This is a genomic window from Saprospiraceae bacterium, assembly GCA_016713025.1.
In the GTDB taxonomy this organism is placed as follows: domain Bacteria; phylum Bacteroidota; class Bacteroidia; order Chitinophagales; family Saprospiraceae; genus OLB9.
The window spans coordinates 1,307,588-1,325,758 of sequence record JADJPZ010000004.1 but is presented as its reverse complement, the minus strand read 5'-3'; the positions used below and the strand labels follow the sequence as shown (position 1 = coordinate 1,325,758).

Below are 18,171 nucleotides of genomic sequence, written 5' to 3'. Positions count from 1 at the left end.
ATGACACGTATATTGGTACCAGTGGATTTTACAAAATCATCTTTAGCTGCATTTACATATGCCGCACATTTCGCCGATGCTTTAAGAGCTGAAGTTACTGTGATTCATGTGATTAATGGTAGTTTTTCTACGGCTGATTCCATGTTTTTAGATACAATGGATGCTTCATATGAGTCTGCCAATCAGCGTCTTAAAAAATTTATAACTGAACACTTGCCTAAAGACACATCGTCTGAAAAAATAACAATAAAAAGAGAAGTCAGGTTTGGAGTACCGGGATTTACCGTTGCTGACTATGCCAACGATCAGAGTTTCGATTATGTAGTGAGTGGCATGAGAGACGATCATAGTCTCATTGAAAAGTTTCTCGGAACAACATCATCCATTATAACAAAGCTGACTTCCTGTCCCGTATTTTTAATTCATGAAAATACCAAATGGTCAAACCCCAAAAAAGTGATTTTTACAATTGATGACAGCACTGATTTTGATGAGTCTATCACAGCCTATTTAAAATTTAATGAAACATTCAAAGCCGCGACTGATTTTCTCCACATCAAAAAAGATGAAAAAGAGATAGACAGTACTCGTGATACAGTCATCAGAGAAGTATTCAGAACTAAAGAACCGGATTTTGCGTTTGAAATTAATAATATCTATGGTGGAGATGTAATACAATCCATTGTCGATTATGCTATTTTTGAAAAAGCAGATATGTTAGTGATGGTACACAGAAAGAGAAAACTTTTAGATTCCGTATTTAACAGATCTATGAGTTTAAAAACAGCTGAGGGTATACATCTTCCCATCATGATACTGGAAGAAAATCCACCAGCAACAGTGAATATGTAACCCAATGTCGTTTAGATAAGGAACTTTTCTTTGTTTTTGCTCTATCTAAATCTTTGTCTAACAAGGGAAAGACTTCATAAAGAGGTCTTAACTAAATGACATTGATATGTAATTTGCAATTTTTCTTTCAAATTTATAATTCTGGTATTAGTTTTTGTTACAGTTTAAAATTTAAAAAAGAACATGTTATGTTAAAAATATTATGTACAACAGATTTTTCTAAAAACTCCAAATTTGCTTGTGAGTATGCCATTGATTTGACAAATAAACTTAATGCAAAACTGACATTTGTCACTACTTATGATTCAGGTGCTATTACTGAATCTATCAGGTCAATACGAGAGAAAGTCAGAGAAGCAACGGAAGAAGACCTTCAGTATTTTGTCGGAAAATTGAGACCTTTGATCAAAATAAGTGAGGAACCGCAATTGAAAGTCATAGAAGGTGAAACTTCGGAATCGATTGTCAAATATGCCCAGTCATCCCAACAAGATCTCATCGTCTTAGGCACAAAAGGTAGTTCCGGAATTCTAAATATGTTGATGGGAAGTGTGACTGAGTCAGTTATAAAATATTCAAAAGTGGCTGTTTTGGCAATACCGGTAGGTGTGAAAGATGATATCAAAGGAAACAATATCATTTTAGCTTTGGATGAAAAAGGGATTAACAACCCTTCCTCAATCTCTGTGCTTAAAGAATTTAAAAATCTTCCTGATACAAACATTGATATTTTTCATGTGGTAGTCCCCGGCGAAAATGTAAAGTTAAATTCATCTACCGGAATGCTGGACGGAATAGTCAATAAGATCATCGAAGTAGATGGGGTAGATCCAGTGTTTGAGATAAAGAATTATGTAGACAATCATGATGATGTCGGTATTTTGGCGATGGTAGGGCGTAAGCATACTTTTCTGGAGCGAGCTTTCTTTGAATCCAATACTATTTCTGAATTATTTGCGTCCAATGTTCCTGTATTGGTTTTACCGGAAAAGATCGATTGAATAGGAATTTTGGAAAGTATTTTCAATTCCAGGGAAAGATATAGTTAAAATATATTGGTTAACGAAAAATGAAATACAGATTGCTCAGTTTATGGTTTGACAAGCGCTTAAACTGAATGACGATAAACATTTGTATACATTATTGTTCTTCACACTTTTGCTAATATAATTGCTTGTAATTTCTAATTATCATTAACTTTGCACTCTGATTTTAAAAGCAATAATATACTTCAAATGAAGTGTAACTCAATTTTATACGGAATTACCTGCTTATTCGTGTTTGCCGGTTGTAAACAAGATGATCAAACGCTCAAATCCCAAATTGAAGGCACTTGGGATGTATTTGCTTCAGAAATGAACAATAAACCTAATAACTTTATGCAGGATGCCTGGTTTGATTTTTCAAAAGATTCTAAAGTGCAATCCAATCTTTTTGAAAATCAGAAAGAACTAAAATATGAGATAAACCGAGGAAAACTATCAATAGATATTCCTGATGGTTTTAGTATGAACATAGAAAGACTTACCAATGACACACTCGTCCTGGAAGGAAGCTTAAGTATTACTACATGGAGTATTTTTTTGGTAAAAAGGAAAGTCGCTCAGTAAAAATTACAATCAGAAATTTTCCACCTGTGAAAATTGAAAAATTGGTATCTTGCAAACAAAACGAACTGATCATCTGCTTTAACTCCCCGTGCCTGCAGATAAAAGTTGTTTGATTTCTGATGATGATGGTCTGGGTGCATTGGCATCTATAATGTTTCCATCTTTTCCTATAAGGATAAATCTCGGTATACCACTAATCATATAGGATGAAACCAGAGGCGATGACCAGGCGTTTTCAGAAAACAATTGTAAGCCTTTCATACCTTTTTCTTTCACCATATTTTGCCATGCAGTTTTGTTTTCATCGATGGAGATGCTTACAAATGTCAGGTCATCTCTTTTAAATTCATTTTGCAGCTTTTCTAAGAATGGAAGTTCGCGCAAACAGGGTCCGCACCATGTAGCCCAAACATCTATATAGACCAATTTGCCTTCCAGGCTTTTAAGCGAAATGTTTTTTCCATCTATGGAAGTACAAACAAAATCAGGTGCAGTTTTTCCTTTCAGTAAAGGCTCCCACTGACGAAATCTGTTATTGATCTCGAGTTTATACTCTTCATTTTTCTGCAAATCATTAAATGGTTTGATCAGAGAAGCAGCATCATTGACCGACATATCCAGCGTTTGCGACATCAAATCATGCAACAACCAGTCTTTTACATTTGGACTTTGAAATACAGATTTTATAATATTAAACTTTGCTTCAGCAGTTGAAGTATTTTTAAGAGTTGAATCCGTTTCTGCTCTATATTCAAGATATGACCCTAAAAACTGTTTGTAATTGGGTACCATCATGCTTTCATCAGAATCTATTTCAGTATTTTGCAAAAAACTGTCATATGTATCAGAAAGTTGAAGGGATTGATCAGGATTGTAGTATTTGTGGTATAGTGGGTAATTTAATTTTACGATGGCTTCATCATATTTGAGATCCTGAGAAATGATTTCGGCAAATATAGTTTCGAAAGGGCCATTTTGTTTTTGATATTCTTGCTGATGTTGGTTCAATTCATTGGTTCTCTTTTCTATCGCTGCAATAAAATCTTCTTCTGACTGACTGAAAAACGCCTGAAAATCATGTGGTTGCGATGTCTGTTTAAGATTTTCAAACGAAATCAGAAAATTATTCTCATTAGCACGATCACCTGTGAATTTTGTACCTGAAAGGAGTGTGCGTATATCGCCTGTCACCGAAATTTTGTCACCGGGAATTAAAAAAACAGACAGCGCATCATAACCGAAAGAAATCTTATATACTCCCGCTGCTTCAAGTTTGGTATCAATTCTGAATTTACCATTTGGGTCAACAGGAACCTTTATTTCATTTTTTCCCTGGAAAATAATAACAGGACCTTGCATGGAAGTGAACTGACCATCGATTATGGTGGTAGTAGGTTTAAATACCTTACTGTTTTTTTGACATGATGTCAATAGGATTAACGATATGATAAATAAGCCAATAACTCTAATTGGTGTAAACATGTTCTGTTGCTATTGTGGTGGATAGAAATAATTGAGCAAAATTACATGAATTTGCACTTTATAATTTCAAAGTTGATCTATGTCGAAGAAACATTAATCATAATTAACAAAGATTAACAACTCGATTGACAATCAGATTTTTTTTGTTTTATCACATATATCGAATTATTAGCCTAAATTTGTATTTAGAAACAACACGATAATGGTTTCATATCATAGTTTACTTGTTTTATGGGTATGTTTTTTTAGTATAGTTAGTTGTAGCAGTGATGATATTATTGATCAATATGGGTCAAGATTAGTCCAAATTTCAACAACTACAACTGATAATTATGAGGAGCGTACAAATCTTCATTATGACCAAACAGGTAAAGTACTGACAGTAGAGGACTTTGCTCAAAATCTAAAATTTTACATTGAATATAAAGATGATAAGATATTGAAGCATACAAGTCATTACTTTCATACTCCTAATTCGATTAATGCTATTGATTCTTTCATTTATGATCAAAATGGCAAATTAGATAAAGTCAATTTATATAGGCGGTTATCTCTTGCATTGAAACTTAGTTTTGAAATTGATTACATCTACGATGGTCATGATATGCCTTCAGAAAGAAAAACAATATTTCTAGGATCCGGAAAAATTGTTTCTGCGCAAAAGTTTTTTTGGAGAAATAACAACCTTTTAAAAATTCAATATTTCAACCATGAAAATAATATGGAAGGAGAAACAGAGTTTCACATTACCCATAATTTTTATGTTACTTTTCTTTGTTTCTTGTTCAAAAAATGAAGAAGTCAAAACCGAAGTATTGACATATCAAGTTACAAATGCTTTGGTAGCTTCCATATGGACAATAACTAGTTTTAGTAAAAATGGAAATGGAGATACAAATGCTTTTTATAACATGTCTTTGAGCTTTAGTACTTTTGTAGGAGGAAGAAATTATTTCTATTCAAATGGGTCGAGTAAAAATATAAATGGTTTTTGGCAGGTTTTTGCTAGAAATGACATTGCCATCTTGTCCCTTTCCCTTTACTCTCCACCTGGTATTACAGCAGAAAATTTAACAAGGGAGTGGACCATTGAAAAATATGAGAATAACAAAATATTTTTATCTTACATTGGTGAAGATAAAATCAACTATCAGATGATTTTATCAAAAAAATAATGATGTAATTCAATAATGCATCATCGTCAGTCCGACAATACCAGCAGTTTCTGTCCTTAGACGAGTGCTTCCTAATGAGACTAATTGGAAACCATTATGTTCAGCTATTTCTGTCTCTTCTTTTGTAAAATCTCCTTCAGGACCTAAGAGTAAGATGTTGTGTTCATTTTTATGGCGCAAATCCTGCAAATGAGTAGTATTACTTCCACACCATGCTAAATATTTTCCGTCAAATTTTTGAGATTCTGAAATTAGGTCTTCAAAACTTTTCAATATTGTACATTTTGGAAGATATAAATTCAGTGATTGTTTCATTGCAGCAATCATCAGCTTTTCTATTCTTTCTGTATTCACAGATTTTTTTTCGGTTCGACAGGATTGAAACAAAATTATTTCAGCAATACCTATTTCGACTGCTTTTTCAACAAACCACTCAAGTCTTGCCGGATTTTTAAGAAGACTTATAGCAACGGAAGGTAGGTGTGCAGATTGTGGTTGTTTTTTAATTTCAATAATTCTACAGTGAGTTTCGAGCTTGGTAGTTTGCCCTATTTCCGCGAAGAACATGTGCCCTTTTCCATCTGTCACAGATATTTGTGCTCCTGCTTGATTCCTTAGCACTTTTGTACAATGATGATGCTCTTCTCCACGAAGTTTTATGTGATTTTCAATGATGTCTGTGGTATAAAAAATTATCATTCATCTTAAATTTTTCATAAAGCTATGGATTTTATATGAAAGTATGCCAGTAATAGGATATAAACACATACTTTTGCGACTTTTATGGTGTTTGGAGATGGAATTCCGAAAATTTAATATGTAGAAATTCAATATTTTCAAGGCTATCTTCTTAAACATTCATGAAATCATTTCCGTTAAACACAAACTATTTATCACTTTTAATAATCTCATCAATTTATGGATAAAGTCAGTCTGGCACTGCAGCTTATATTAAGTCTCTCTATACTCGTTGTTTTACATGAGTTGGGCCATTATCTTCCGGCCAAGTGGTTTAAAACCCGGGTTGAAAAATTTTATCTTTTTTTTGATCCTTATTTCTCATTGTTTAAGAAAAAAATCGGTGATACGGAGTGGGGTATAGGTTGGATACCTTTTGGTGGCTATGTCAAAATATCAGGAATGATCGATGAGAGCATGGATAAAGAGCAAATGAAACTACCTCCTCAACCATGGGAGTTTCGTTCCAAAAAAGCCTGGCAGCGTCTTATCATCATGATAGGAGGTGTTACGGTCAATTTTTTTCTGGGACTTCTGATCTTTGCAGGAATGATTTATTACTGGGGAGAGACATACATCAAGACAGATGACGTGAAGTATGGTATGGTTGTGGATAGTTTGGGAATGGAACTGGGATTGCAAGATGGCGATAAGGTACTATCTGCGGGTGGTGTACCTGTAGTAAAATTTAATGCAGGTGTGGTTGCCAAAGAAATCATCATCAATGAAGCTAAAGAAATCATCGTGGATAGAAATGGTCAGCAAGTGACGTTGAATGTACCGCCTACATTAGTTGCTGAACTTACTAAGTTTGAAAACAAGGGAAAATCTTTGTTTTATCCGCGTATACCCATGAATATCATGGAAGTAAGTCAGGATGGACCAGCTGCAAAATCAGGTCTGAAACCAGGAATGAACATCATAGGAGTAAATGATAAGTTCATAGCTTTCCAGCATGAATTCAGAAAGGCACTTCAGGACTTCAAAGGCAAAAAAGCTGAATTTAAAATACTCGAAACTGCCGGAGATACTATAACCAAACAAATAGAGATTACTGAAGAAGGAAAAATAGGTATTGCCATGGAGCAACTTCCGCTATCTTCAGAGAAATTTGGTCTTTTGGCATCTATTTCCAAGGGTTCAAAAATGGGTGTTAATTTTCTTGGTGATCAGCTTAAGGCATTTGGACAGATGTTTTCTGGCAAAATCAAAGCGAAAGATTCTTTGGGAAGTGTTTTTTCTATCGCTTCCATGTTTGATACCGGATGGGATTGGAGAGTGTTTTGGAATATTACAGCCAGCCTTTCGATATTGCTTGCATTCTTCAACTTACTACCAATACCTGCCCTAGATGGTGGTTACGTAGTATTTTTACTTTGGGAAGTGATTACCGGCAAAGTACCTTCAGACAAATTTATGGAAGTGGTCAATTATATCGGATTTTTCTTGCTGATAGGCTTGATGATCTTTGCATTGGGTTTGGATATTTCGAGACTCTTTTAACAATTTAGCAATTTTGAGCGTGTATTATTTCGACTTGTTGGAGGTACCTGTGAGCTTTATGCCGGATCTTTCACTGCTCCGCAAAAACTATTACAAACAGAGTCGTGAGACACATCCAGATCACTTTTCAAGTAGTAGTGATGATGGCTCCCAGCATGAAGTTCTATCCAAATCAGGTGATATCAATGCGGCGTACCGTACTTTGTCTGATGAAAATCTACGTACAAAGTACATTCTAGAAGGAGGAGGTTTATTGGGTGAAACAGAAACCGCTCCTGTAGATCAGGACTTTCTGATGGAAATGATGGAAATCAATGAGCTCATAGAAGAACTTCAATCAGATCCTGATGATAAAAATTATAAAGCCATCATGGAAACTTTGGATTCGAAGCAATCCGATTTGGATACATTGATGAAAGAAAAAGCTGTGTGCGTTGAAAATCAGTCAAATACAGAAAATATACTTGAGGATATCAGAGATATTTATTTAAAAACAAGATATCTTTTGCGCATTCGTGAAAATATTACTAACTTTGCATCGCCTTACCAGAAAGGTGATTCTTAGATTATTTAGCCGAAGTGGTGGAATTGGTAGACACGCTGGACTCAAAATCCAGTGCTAGCAATAGTGTGCGGGTTCGAGTCCCGCCTTCGGTACAAAAAAAAGCTATAATACTACAACTTGCGATTGACTACAATATCGTCGGAATAAACTTTTTCCTCATTTTTATAAGAATTGGAGGTTCTTACATTACTATTGTTTAGTCACATTTGGTAAGTATGAATCTCTTCATTAGACAAGTTATTATAGCTTACAGAAAATTGATTGCGAAAATTTACAATCATAATTATTTAATTTACAAACATTATGATTTAAATTTTTCGCAGAATATTTTCTGTCCATTATATTTTCGTCGATAAACCTGACTAATCACCTTTTTATCACATCATTATGTGATGAAAGAAATATTGCATTTTGTTAAAAAATACATTTATTTGCATTTTTATCTAACTTATCTTTTTTTATGGACAAAATTAAGGTATCCATATATGAGGACAATGCAGGTCTAAGGGAAATTTTGGTTTCTATCGTCAAGTCTTCAGATGAGTTTTTGCTCATGGGTGATTATGGACATTGCAGAAATATAATACAAAATATACAGGACGATCCACCGGATGTGATCATAATGGATATCAATATGCCCGGAAAATCAGGCATAGAAGGTGTATTGGAGTTAAAATCCAAGTTTCCTCAAGTCGAAGTCATTATGAACACCATGTTTGATGATGATGATAAGATTTTTCAGGCATTGAAGGCAGGTGCTACCGGGTATCTGCTGAAAAAAAGCGATATGACAACGATACTGAACAGTATTAAGGAAGTCTATAACGGAGGAGCGCCTATGACACCTTCCATAGCCCGTAGAGTATTACAGTTGCCATTTGACAAAAATAAAGAAAAGGTACCACATTTTGATCTTACAGAAAGAGAATTGCAAATACTACAATTTATGGCTAAAGGCATGAGCTATAAAATGGTAGCTCACGAGATGACATTAAGTCTCGATACGATAAGGACGTATATAAAAAGCATATATAAAAAACTGCATGTACACTCTGTCACAGAAGCCGTGCACAAAATATTTATCAAAGAATGATCTTTGTCTCACCCGTTGCTGCCAGAAGTGTTTAAACTCAAAATAAAATGGTTTGCGAAAAATAGTTTATCCAACATTTTGATTTTGAGTTTATGGAAACATCATTCTAACGGATCCAAGGTCTGTTTGACTTGATAGGTATGACCAATATCACTTTAGTGCCTTGATTTGGTGCAGAATCCACTGTAGCTTTTCCCCCAATACTGAGAGCACGATTTTTGATATTATAGATGCCATTTCCTTTTTTATTTGGTGAGTATTCAAATCCTTTGCCATCATCAGAAAAAATTGATATAAGCTTGTTGTTTGAAAGATTAATTTGGAGCATTGCATTTTTTGCATGACTGTATTTCCCACAATTATTGATGGCTTCTTTCAGAATCATATAAAAAGCCTGGCGTTGATACATATTCAGGGTTTCATTTTTTACATCATCCTGGATTTCAAATTTTACAGTTATCCCCAATGGCTCGAGTATTTCAACACAATTATCCTGAATTCTCTGAATAATATTTGGTAGTACATCATTGCCGGGATGAATACTCCATACGATATCTGACATACTTTGTATTACGGACCTGGTTTTATCGACCATAAGTTTCATAGTGGACCTGTTGTTTGTATTTTGGAGCAATGCTAATTCTCCCAGTAGCATAATATTGCTCAGATTACTGCCCATCTCATCGTGCAAATCCTGTGATATAGATGATCTCAGTTTTGCAATTTTCGCATTTTGCAATTTCCTGTACCTATATATTAAATATAAAATCAAATATGATGTCAATAGACAAAACATAATAAACCACCATTTTTGGTAAAATGGACTTAATGACACTACATCGAGTGAGGCATAAACCTGGTCCTCAGGAATTAATTTGTTGAAAGCACGACACTCCAATTTGTATGCCCCGGGAGAGATCTGATTTAAAATCAGCCGTTGGTGATCCTCGATATCGGTCCATAAAGAATCATTTTCAGATTTCAGCCTGTATTGAAGCTGGTACATAGACTTATTGATATACGATGGAAATAATACATCCATTTTGACCAATGAATTACCAGATGAAAACGATAACTTACCTTCTCTCAATTGAGTCAAATCCACATGTTTTTCATTGATCATGATGTTGTCAAAAATAATTTTTGTCGATGAGATTAATTCTTTTGATTTTTTTGGCTGATAATAACTAAAAAATTGCCATCGATGTGCCGCGACAATTCCTTTTTTGATATTGGATATACCAAAAAGATAAATATTGTCCACCAAACCATCATCCTCTTTGAAATATCTGCTGGTATGAGTACGCAGGTCAAACCGGCATATGCCCGAAGCTCGGGTACACATCTAGACATGGTGGTCTCCATCATGTACCATATATCCCAAAGGCTCATTGGGTAAACCGTTTTTCAAATTAAAAATATCCCATTTTTTTCTTTTGTGGTGATATACTATAAATGTTCTGTCACTCCCAAAGTATATGCTCCCATTTTGGTCATGAGTGATGCAGTGTATCCCATGTAGCAATGGCAACCGTTCATTTGTCATCGAAATAAGACTGTCACTTTTGACTAAATATAGTTTTTCCATCCCTACAAAGAGGTCCCCGTCAGAGTTGTGAGAAATTCCCTCAAGGATGATATTTGGGTGATTTATGACTTTTACAGTATTTTTTTGGGAATCTAATTGATGTAATACTCCTCCGGATACAAACCACACATCTTTGTGATACACAGACATTCCGGTAGTCTTGGCGTACGATTTTCTATATTGCCGGATGATCCCTGGTTTAATATTTGCATTTACTTTTAATATAGATTGCCGAGTTGCTAGCCACAATACGTTTTCATCTTCATCATATAAGGCATAATCTACTGTTTCACCTTTTAGATTCAGATAATTACGGCTTTCTGATTTTACAGGATCAAAGATCAAAATACCATCTTGTTCAGTGACGATCAGCCATTGGTGGGATAAAGAAGGAATTTCTTTTACGAGGACAGTCTTTGATGGAAATACATAATTGAAATTGGCAAAGTCTTCGTTGAGAATATTAATTTTTGAAAGGCATAAGGCACTTCCAAAAAATATCGTATTGTTTTTTGTTTTGTAACTACATAAAAGTTGAGTATTGTAAAGTTGATTGTTGCTGAAGTATTTATTGCCTTTGTGTACTAAAGTACCTGTAGTAGGATTATAGTTGTAAATACCGTCATAGGTTGCAAAGAGGATATGATGGTCTGAAATTTCTATCCAGTCATTGACCGCTTTTTCAGTGGATTTTAGGTGGAAATCCAATATTTTTTTTACGCTGCCTTCTCTATTCAAAAAAATAATTTGACCATTATTATCATTGGCCAGAATCGTGCCGTCCTTCAAGGGTTTGATTTTCAGATATCTGTTATCTGCAAAGGTATAAGCATGATCATATGGATCAAAAGTATAGACCTTCTGACAACATCCATGTTCATCACACATAAAGATACCATCGCGAGTCGATACCCATAGGCTTCCCTCATGATAAAGCATATATTTGACAATGTGATGTCCATGATCAATTATAAATGATTGGTTGATAGTCTTGGTTTCAGTATTGAATCTATAGATTTTTCCTTCTGAAGTTGCGGCAAAAAAAGTGTTATTTGGGGTATCTGTGACAGATGAAAATGTAAGATTTGCAATGCCATCGATTTCTGCTTTTACAAACCCACTTACACTATCATGATAAAACAATCCTGCTGAACAAGCTACCCAGATGATTCCGTCACTATCTGAATGTATATCAAAAATATCTTGGTTTTCTCCGGCGATTTTTTCAAGATCAAAGGTCTTGTTTTGGTATTTATGACCATCGTATGTTCCTATACTGCTATAGTCTCTAAACCACAAGATACCACGAGAATCCTGTACAATCTCAAATAGTAGCATATCCAATCCCAAATCTCTCGGGGTATAGTTGTATATATTGTAAAATGCTTCCTGCTGTGCAAATGAAGGAACAAACCATATATAGAGATAAGCAATAGCAATATATATCTTTTTCAATGCTGCATTTATTACTTAATGACAAATATACAATCCCTAATGGCAAATATCCATAATTGAGCAAATGATTTTTATATTTTGATATGTACAAAATGAGTGAATAAAGAATTAACCCAGGGCGATTAGTATTTCATGCATTCTTTGTCCTGCCTCCAAAAGCACACCTGCTGATTGTCGTTTGTAGTAGGATCGACACCACGGCAAGCTATAAAATCCAATATGGGCGATTTCTACATATTACTTTACTAACATAAAAATTCACATCATTATGTGATACCCGAAATTTTTATCGCATTCAAAATGCCCATAATTTTGTGATGTGATAAGTATTATATGACCCTATCACTCCTTTTTATAAAAAATGATTCTTCGCCATTAAAATATTTAAAGTCATGAAATGAGCATGAATCCACCTTTGTGTTACACAAACTGGGATGATTATTTTTATGCGAAACGTAAGTTCGATAACACCAAAGATGGCGATAAGTTATCAATTCCATCTGACCATTAAAAAACAAATAAAAATAAACAGATGAAACGTCTTTTATACCTTATCATTCCATTTTACACCTTAGCTTATCATCTACCACAAAAAAAAGCAGAATCATGCTGTTCTAAAAACTAAACAACAACCTAAATATTAAAGTAATATGATAAAGAAGAGTTTATTAATATTCTTATGGGTATCCCTTCAGTATATGGTTTTTGGCCAAAATACTGTGACCTTACATGTCAATATGGGTACTGCCTCAACTTTTAACCCATCCATTCATACCGTTTATGTATCAGGTGCTACAGCTGATAATAGTAAGGGTATCGGAAATAATCCTGCATGGCCTATGCCAGGAACAGTCTCAGCATATAAGCTATCTGATGCTGACGGTGATCGGATATATACCTTGACCATTCCAAATGTGACATCTGGTGTGTACACATATAAATACTTTTATATATCTGGAAATACCGCAACCTGGGACTTTGGTGAGTGGCCGGGTGGTAACCCCAACAGACAGTTGGAAGTGAAAAACGTTCCTGTTACGTTGCAAAACAGGTGGGGTAGTCTGGCAGACAATCTTTCCGGCAAGCTTGTGATCAATGAGGTCATGGCTACTAACAATGTTCATCCGGATGCTGACGAAGACTATGAAGACTGGCTAGAGCTTTACAATGGCAGTGCTCAAAATATAGTACTGTCATCTTATACCCTGACAGATGATAAGAGTATAAAAAACAAGTGGGTTTTTCCGGCAGTCACTATTGCTTCCGGGCAGCATCTTCTGGTATGGGCTTCCGGCAAAGACCGAAAGTCCGGAGTTTTGCACACCAATTTTAAAATAAATCAGGACAATGAGACCATATATCTGTTCGCTCCAGACGGTATGCTGGCAGATTCTATGCCATTAGTATCACAGAGCAGAGGGATATCTTATGGCAGGCTTCCGGATGGTGCTCTATCATGGAAGTATATGCAACCTTCTTCGCCCGGAACCACTAATAGCGGCAATGGTTTTACCAGATTGCTTGGGTCAGTGACATCATCGCACAAAGATGGGTACTATACGTCATCGTTTGATATAAAACTCGAAACACAAGACCAGGGTGTCAACATCAGATATACTACCGATGGTACTGATCCGATGTCTGCATCACCGGTATTTCAGTCGCCGATATCTGTGAGAAACAGAGCCTCTGAGCCCAATGTGTTCAGCATGATACCTACTAATGCAGATCCGGCAACAGGGCCTCCTTACTACGAAGGTTGGCAACCGCCTCTAGGTGAAGTGTATAAAATCAACACCATCAAGGCACGGGCATTTCATCAAGATGCGCCACCGGGTCCTGTGAGTACATTTACCTATATCGTGGATCCCAAATCCAACAAAAGATACACCCTTCCTGTATTTTCGCTAACTACAGACCGAAAAAATCTCTTTGATCCGGAGACAGGAATTTATGTAGCCGGAAACCATCAGAATTTTAAGCAGGACTGGGAGAGACCTGCCCATATCAGTTTTTTTGAACAAAATGGGACGCTGGGTTTTAAGGACAACATAGCCATCCAACTCAATGGCAATACTACGACCAGCAGACCAAGGAAGTCTATCAGGGTCATGTACAAAGACCATATTGGGAAGAGTAATTTGGATTACCGGTTGTTTCCTGACAAAACCACTAATAATTACAAGCAGTTTATCCTGCGCAACTCCGGAAATGACTGGGATTTCACTGTATTCAGGGATGGACTTTTTCAGTCACTAGCCAAAGGAATGAATATAGAAACCCAATATTACAGACCGTCCATTCTTTTTATCAATGGCGAATACTGGGGAATTCATAATGTCAGAGACAAATACAACGACCACTATATCGAAAATAAATATAACCTCAGTGAGGAAGAAATATGTATAGTCAATAATGATCGGGAGTATAAATGGGGAAATCCGGCTGGTAAGGCACATTACGACAACATGATCCAATACATCTCCACCAACAGCATGCAAAATTCATCAAATTATAACAAAGTAAAAGAATGGATGAGTATCGAAAGTTTTGTGGATTTTCAGTTGTCCAATATCTATGTAAAAAATACCGACTGGCCCGGCAATAATAATATGTACTGGAGATATATGCGCCCGGATTTTGATCCGACTGCAGGCATCAAAGATGGTCGATGGAGGTGGATGATTTTCGATCTTGATTTTGGCTTTGACCTCCCTTTTGATTACGTGCCCCACCTGAATAGTGGCCCTACTCACAATACACTGCAAATGGCTTTGGAGCCGAATGGCCCTGCCTGGCCCAATCCATCATGGGCCACATTATTGTTGAGGAAATTGGTTGAAAATCAGGAATTCAGACATTATTTGGTCAATAGATATTGTGACCTGCTCAATACCCGGTACGCTGTCAGCCATATAAATAATACTATTGATACGCTTGCAAAAAACATTGAGCCAGAAATGACGGAGCACTGCAACAGATGGAGAAGACCGGAAAATCTGACCACATGGAAGTCAAATGTGCAAGCCTTGAAAAACTTTGCCAGTCAAAGGTCACCGGCGCAGTTTGAACATATCAAAACCAGCCTTAACGCAGGCAGTCACCACACTCTTAGTATCAATGTTTCTAATAAAGACCATGGCTAAGTGAGAGTCAATACGATCCCTATTATCCCATCTACACCCGGCATAGCTGCTCAGCCTTATCCATGGAGTGGCAGGTATTTCAGCAATGTACCCATAGAGCTGGAAGCTATTGCATCGGTGGGTTATGAGTTTAGCCACTGGACAGGAGCCAGCTCTGCTACAGATAAAAAAATCAAACTTTCATTGTCCAATAATAACCAAATCACCGCAGTATTTAAAAAATCCAATACCGAACAGCTCCTGTATTTCTGGTATTTTGACTCCACCATACCCAATGATGAGCCTCTGACGGATATTGCCCCAAAGTACGCTGCATTATCAGGAACGAAACTTGGGTTTGTATCTGCCCTAAGTGGTTATCCCTTCGTAAAAGATCATCCGCAATACAGAAAAGCATCTATGGAGCGACGCAACAGTCCTACTGACATCAATTATATCCCTGCGGCCAATGTCAATAAAAATTATGACCCTACGGAAATGAGAGGTATCCAGGTAAAACAACCCTTTACAGCCGATAGTGAAAACCAACTCATACTGCATCTGCGCACATCAGGATATGAAAAAATCAAACTAAACCTTGCCTGCAAAAATGAAGGTGCAGCTGACAAACTCATATTAGAATATCAGCTTCCTAATGGTATCTGGTCTTCAGATGCATTGATAGCTACATCGCTCAATCTGGGAGACGCCTACAAATTGTACAATATCGATCTGGCAAATGTAGAAGTGGCAAGAAGTAAGGATGACTTTAAGGTGAGAATACGGTTCCAAAGCTCTGATCCCAAAGCAGATGAGGGTAATCGTGTGACATTCAATAATTTCAGTGTTCTTGGTACACCCATCGCTAGTAATGTAGTGAATATCGTTCCTAATAAAATAAAGATCATACCCAATCCATCAAGTCACACCATAGAGCTTTACGGTTTGAATGATTCAGAAGGTAATATAAAGATCATAGATATACAAGGCAAAATCATGATGAATATGTCAGTCAGCCGCTTTATAGATATTTCCACCTTGCCGGATGGTACATACTTTCTTGTACTGAGTGATAGGGATCGTGTTGTGGTAGAAAAATTTGTAAAGAGTTAGCAGTTATCGTTCGTTGTGGTTTCGACTCCTCCGCTGTGGCGGATGCGCTCAACCACCAAGATTCCTTCATCGGTAGGCTATGTGGACCTTTAGCGGCATCATTCGTTGGGGTTTCGACTCCTCCGCTGCGGCGGATGCGCTCAGCCACCAGACTTTGTTCGGCGTTCTACTTTCGGATCGGTTACCTTCCTGCGACGCCTGACCCCTAGGGGAATCCTGTGCTCGTTCGTCGTTTGTCAAACAAAAATTCACATCATTATGTGATGCCCCAAATTTTTTTTGCCATCAAAATGCCTATATTTTTGTCCATTGATAAAATAGATCATCCTGACACACCGGATGATGACCTTATTATTTTTAACCAACTAAATAACCTTATTATTTTTAACCAACTAAATATTTAATACAATGAAACACTTTCTTACATCTTTCATAATGATTTTGTTTTTGGCAAATGCCATAGGACAAAATGTGGGTATTAATAACTCTGATCCACAAACTGCCCTGGATATACATGGTAAGTTACGTATAAGGCCGTCAGGTTTTGAAGTAACTTCCACATCTATCACACTTCAGAGCATAGGAGAAGGGTATTTTTCACTCAATGGAAGCCCTTCCGCAGACTTTTCGGTGACATTACCATCCGGAGTAAAGGGTACTTTTTTACTCATAGAAAATACAACATCATTTGTTGCTACAGTAGGCACGCTGGCGCAGATACCATCAGGTAAAAGCAAGTTGTTTTTATTTGGTGATACTGGGTGGATACTGGCTCATGATAGTGCACCAAGTCAGCTAGAACGCATCACGGAAGGCTACAACCCCGGCTGGAGACTCTTAGGAAGAGACCCAAATAATTATGGAGATATAGGAGATGGTGCAGTAGATTTGTCTTATGCTGATAATCCATCTTCAACAATAGGTGCAACTGGTTGGTATTCATTAGCCACTGGTATTTACACAACTGCAAGTGGGTCTTATTCCACCGCCATGGGTGATGGTTCATATGCTACAGGTGAGACTTCTTTAGCCGCAAACAGCTCATGGGCTGCAGGTCTAAGATCAGGTGCATTCAATGAAGCCCAAGCTCATGGAGAAAACTCTTTTGCCACAGGAAATGGGTACGTAGGTGATACTGGAACCAACGCGGCAGGCATATCTGGCGGTGGCGCCTTTGGAGTCAATTCAGCTGCTTTGGGAGTAGGGACACATGCTGTAGCCTTCTCTTCTACTGCAGTAGGTAGGTACAACGAAGGTGAATTTAATACTGCAAACAGAACAACTTGGGTAGATACCGACCCACTATTTATGATAGGAAATGGTACTGCTGATGGAGATCGACGTAATGCTTTTTTAGTAAGAAAAAATGGCAATACATCAGTCAGCGGTACTCTTGATGCTTTGGCAGACGCCACCATGCATACCAATCTATTGATAAAGGATAATCTCACAGTACAAGACGATGCCCTTGTCGAAGGCTCATCAACCACGCAAGGTAAGGCCAGCGTGCATGGGCAGCTTACTGTAGGTTACAATGGTGTGGGTAAAAGCACAATCGAAACTGATAAATCTTTTGGTGCCGGATTTTTGACAATTTCATCCGATTTAACACTCAATGAAGATCATCACACCATAAGAGTTGGACAGGGATTGACCACAAACCCTACTATAACTCTTCCCTCACCCGGTAGCTCAAAATTTAGAATGTAAATCATAGTGATAAAGATGTGCCGGTAAAGCCAGGTTTTGTTAACTTAAATTGCGTTACTCCAGGGTCAGACCCGACAAATGTTGTTCAAAACAGTGCAGTGACCATTCAAAGTGATGGCAACCATTGGTACAGAATACAATGATGAAAGATTTAGGTCAAGG

Annotated in this window: 15 protein-coding genes and 1 tRNA gene; 12 read left to right on the top strand and 4 right to left on the bottom strand. The window is 36.9% G+C overall.

Features of this window, described 5'->3' with window-relative positions:
- From IPK35_12005 to IPK35_11995, 3 genes are all read left to right on the top strand, one after another.
- The gene (locus IPK35_12005) at positions 1–852 is read left to right on the top strand and encodes a universal stress protein (protein ID MBK8053962.1); all 852 of its coding nucleotides are present in this window, start codon (positions 1–3) and stop codon (positions 850–852) included.
- 188 nt (positions 853–1,040) lie between these two features.
- The gene (locus IPK35_12000; GenBank protein MBK8053961.1) at positions 1,041–1,853 is read left to right on the top strand and encodes a universal stress protein; all 813 of its coding nucleotides are present in this window, start codon (positions 1,041–1,043) and stop codon (positions 1,851–1,853) included.
- 234 nt (positions 1,854–2,087) lie between these two features.
- Positions 2,088–2,462, top strand: coding sequence for a hypothetical protein (locus IPK35_11995; protein MBK8053960.1), 375 nt, complete (start codon positions 2,088–2,090; stop codon positions 2,460–2,462).
- Between the two features lie 78 nt (positions 2,463–2,540).
- Here IPK35_11995 and IPK35_11990 read toward each other — a convergent pair whose 3' ends face one another.
- Entirely contained in the window at positions 2,541–3,944 is a 1,404-nt protein-coding gene (locus IPK35_11990) for a TlpA family protein disulfide reductase (GenBank protein MBK8053959.1), read from the bottom strand.
- 202 nt (positions 3,945–4,146) lie between these two features.
- Between IPK35_11990 and IPK35_11985 the strand changes: the two genes are divergently transcribed.
- Together IPK35_11985 and IPK35_11980 are read left to right on the top strand one after the other, a co-directional pair.
- The gene (locus IPK35_11985; GenBank protein MBK8053958.1) at positions 4,147–4,740 is read left to right on the top strand and encodes a hypothetical protein; all 594 of its coding nucleotides are present in this window, start codon (positions 4,147–4,149) and stop codon (positions 4,738–4,740) included.
- Between the two features lie 19 nt (positions 4,741–4,759).
- Positions 4,760–5,119 carry a hypothetical protein gene (locus IPK35_11980; GenBank protein ID MBK8053957.1) on the top strand — a complete coding sequence of 120 codons (360 nt, stop codon included), beginning with the start codon at positions 4,760–4,762 and terminating at the stop codon, positions 5,117–5,119.
- A 9-nt stretch (positions 5,120–5,128) separates the two neighbouring features.
- On the opposite strand, the gene IPK35_11975 is transcribed toward IPK35_11980, so the two are convergent.
- Entirely contained in the window at positions 5,129–5,818 is a 690-nt protein-coding gene (locus tag IPK35_11975; protein ID MBK8053956.1) for a 16S rRNA (uracil(1498)-N(3))-methyltransferase, read from the bottom strand.
- Between the two features lie 219 nt (positions 5,819–6,037).
- Here IPK35_11975 and rseP point away from each other — a divergent pair, with 219 nt between their 5' ends.
- The 4 genes from rseP to IPK35_11955 all read left to right on the top strand — a co-directional run bounded on the left by rseP (position 6,038) and on the right by IPK35_11955 (position 9,018).
- Complete coding sequence (gene rseP / locus IPK35_11970) at positions 6,038–7,360, top strand: RIP metalloprotease RseP (protein ID MBK8053955.1); 1,323 nt, start codon at positions 6,038–6,040, stop codon at positions 7,358–7,360.
- 13 nt (positions 7,361–7,373) lie between these two features.
- Positions 7,374–7,925, top strand: coding sequence for a Fe-S protein assembly co-chaperone HscB (gene hscB / locus IPK35_11965; protein MBK8053954.1), 552 nt, complete (start codon positions 7,374–7,376; stop codon positions 7,923–7,925).
- An 8-nt stretch (positions 7,926–7,933) separates the two neighbouring features.
- Positions 7,934–8,017: transfer RNA gene (locus IPK35_11960), tRNA-Leu, on the top strand.
- Between the two features lie 368 nt (positions 8,018–8,385).
- Positions 8,386–9,018: a response regulator transcription factor gene (locus tag IPK35_11955; GenBank protein ID MBK8053953.1), complete on the top strand. Its 633-nt coding sequence runs from the start codon at positions 8,386–8,388 to the stop codon at positions 9,016–9,018.
- A gap of 106 nt (positions 9,019–9,124) precedes the next feature.
- Here the strand turns inward: IPK35_11955 and IPK35_11950 are convergent, their stop codons facing one another.
- On the bottom strand, positions 9,125–10,363 hold the full coding sequence (locus IPK35_11950) for a hypothetical protein (protein ID MBK8053952.1): 1,239 nt from the start codon (positions 10,361–10,363) through the stop codon (positions 9,125–9,127).
- Positions 10,364–12,061 (bottom strand): hypothetical protein, encoded by a 1,698-nt coding sequence (locus IPK35_11945; GenBank protein MBK8053951.1) that lies wholly within the window; start codon positions 12,059–12,061, stop codon positions 10,364–10,366.
- Positions 12,062–12,711: 650 nt separating this feature from the next.
- Between IPK35_11945 and IPK35_11940 the strand changes: the two genes are divergently transcribed.
- The 3 genes from IPK35_11940 to IPK35_11930 all read left to right on the top strand — a co-directional run bounded on the left by IPK35_11940 (position 12,712) and on the right by IPK35_11930 (position 18,009).
- A complete protein-coding gene (locus IPK35_11940) occupies positions 12,712–15,207 on the top strand; it encodes a CotH kinase family protein (GenBank protein MBK8053950.1) in 2,496 nt (831 codons plus the stop codon).
- Positions 15,208–16,299 carry a T9SS type A sorting domain-containing protein gene (locus IPK35_11935; GenBank protein MBK8053949.1) on the top strand — a complete coding sequence of 364 codons (1,092 nt, stop codon included), beginning with the start codon at positions 15,208–15,210 and terminating at the stop codon, positions 16,297–16,299.
- A gap of 408 nt (positions 16,300–16,707) precedes the next feature.
- The gene (locus tag IPK35_11930; GenBank protein MBK8053948.1) at positions 16,708–18,009 is read left to right on the top strand and encodes a hypothetical protein; all 1,302 of its coding nucleotides are present in this window, start codon (positions 16,708–16,710) and stop codon (positions 18,007–18,009) included.
- The last annotated feature ends 162 nt before the right edge of the window (positions 18,010–18,171 follow it).

Excerpts from the sequence above, each read along its gene's own strand:
- IPK35_11955 (MBK8053953.1), top strand. The coding sequence starts at position 8,386 with ATGGACAAAATTAAGGTATCCATATATGAGGACAATGCAGGTCTAAGG.
- IPK35_12000 (MBK8053961.1), top strand. The coding sequence starts at position 1,041 with ATGTTAAAAATATTATGTACAACAGATTTTTCTAAAAACTCCAAATTT.
- IPK35_11985 (MBK8053958.1), top strand. The coding sequence starts at position 4,147 with ATGGTTTCATATCATAGTTTACTTGTTTTATGGGTATGTTTTTTTAGT.
- IPK35_11995 (MBK8053960.1), top strand. The coding sequence starts at position 2,088 with ATGAAGTGTAACTCAATTTTATACGGAATTACCTGCTTATTCGTGTTT.
- rseP (MBK8053955.1), top strand. The coding sequence starts at position 6,038 with ATGGATAAAGTCAGTCTGGCACTGCAGCTTATATTAAGTCTCTCTATA.
- IPK35_11975 (MBK8053956.1), bottom strand. The coding sequence starts at position 5,818 with ATGATAATTTTTTATACCACAGACATCATTGAAAATCACATAAAACTT.
- IPK35_12005 (MBK8053962.1), top strand. The coding sequence starts at position 1 with ATGACACGTATATTGGTACCAGTGGATTTTACAAAATCATCTTTAGCT.
- IPK35_11950 (MBK8053952.1), bottom strand. The coding sequence starts at position 10,363 with ATGTGTACCCGAGCTTCGGGCATATGCCGGTTTGACCTGCGTACTCAT.
- IPK35_11940 (MBK8053950.1), top strand. The coding sequence starts at position 12,712 with ATGATAAAGAAGAGTTTATTAATATTCTTATGGGTATCCCTTCAGTAT.
- IPK35_11990 (MBK8053959.1), bottom strand. The coding sequence starts at position 3,944 with ATGTTTACACCAATTAGAGTTATTGGCTTATTTATCATATCGTTAATC.
- IPK35_11930 (MBK8053948.1), top strand. The coding sequence starts at position 16,708 with ATGAAACACTTTCTTACATCTTTCATAATGATTTTGTTTTTGGCAAAT.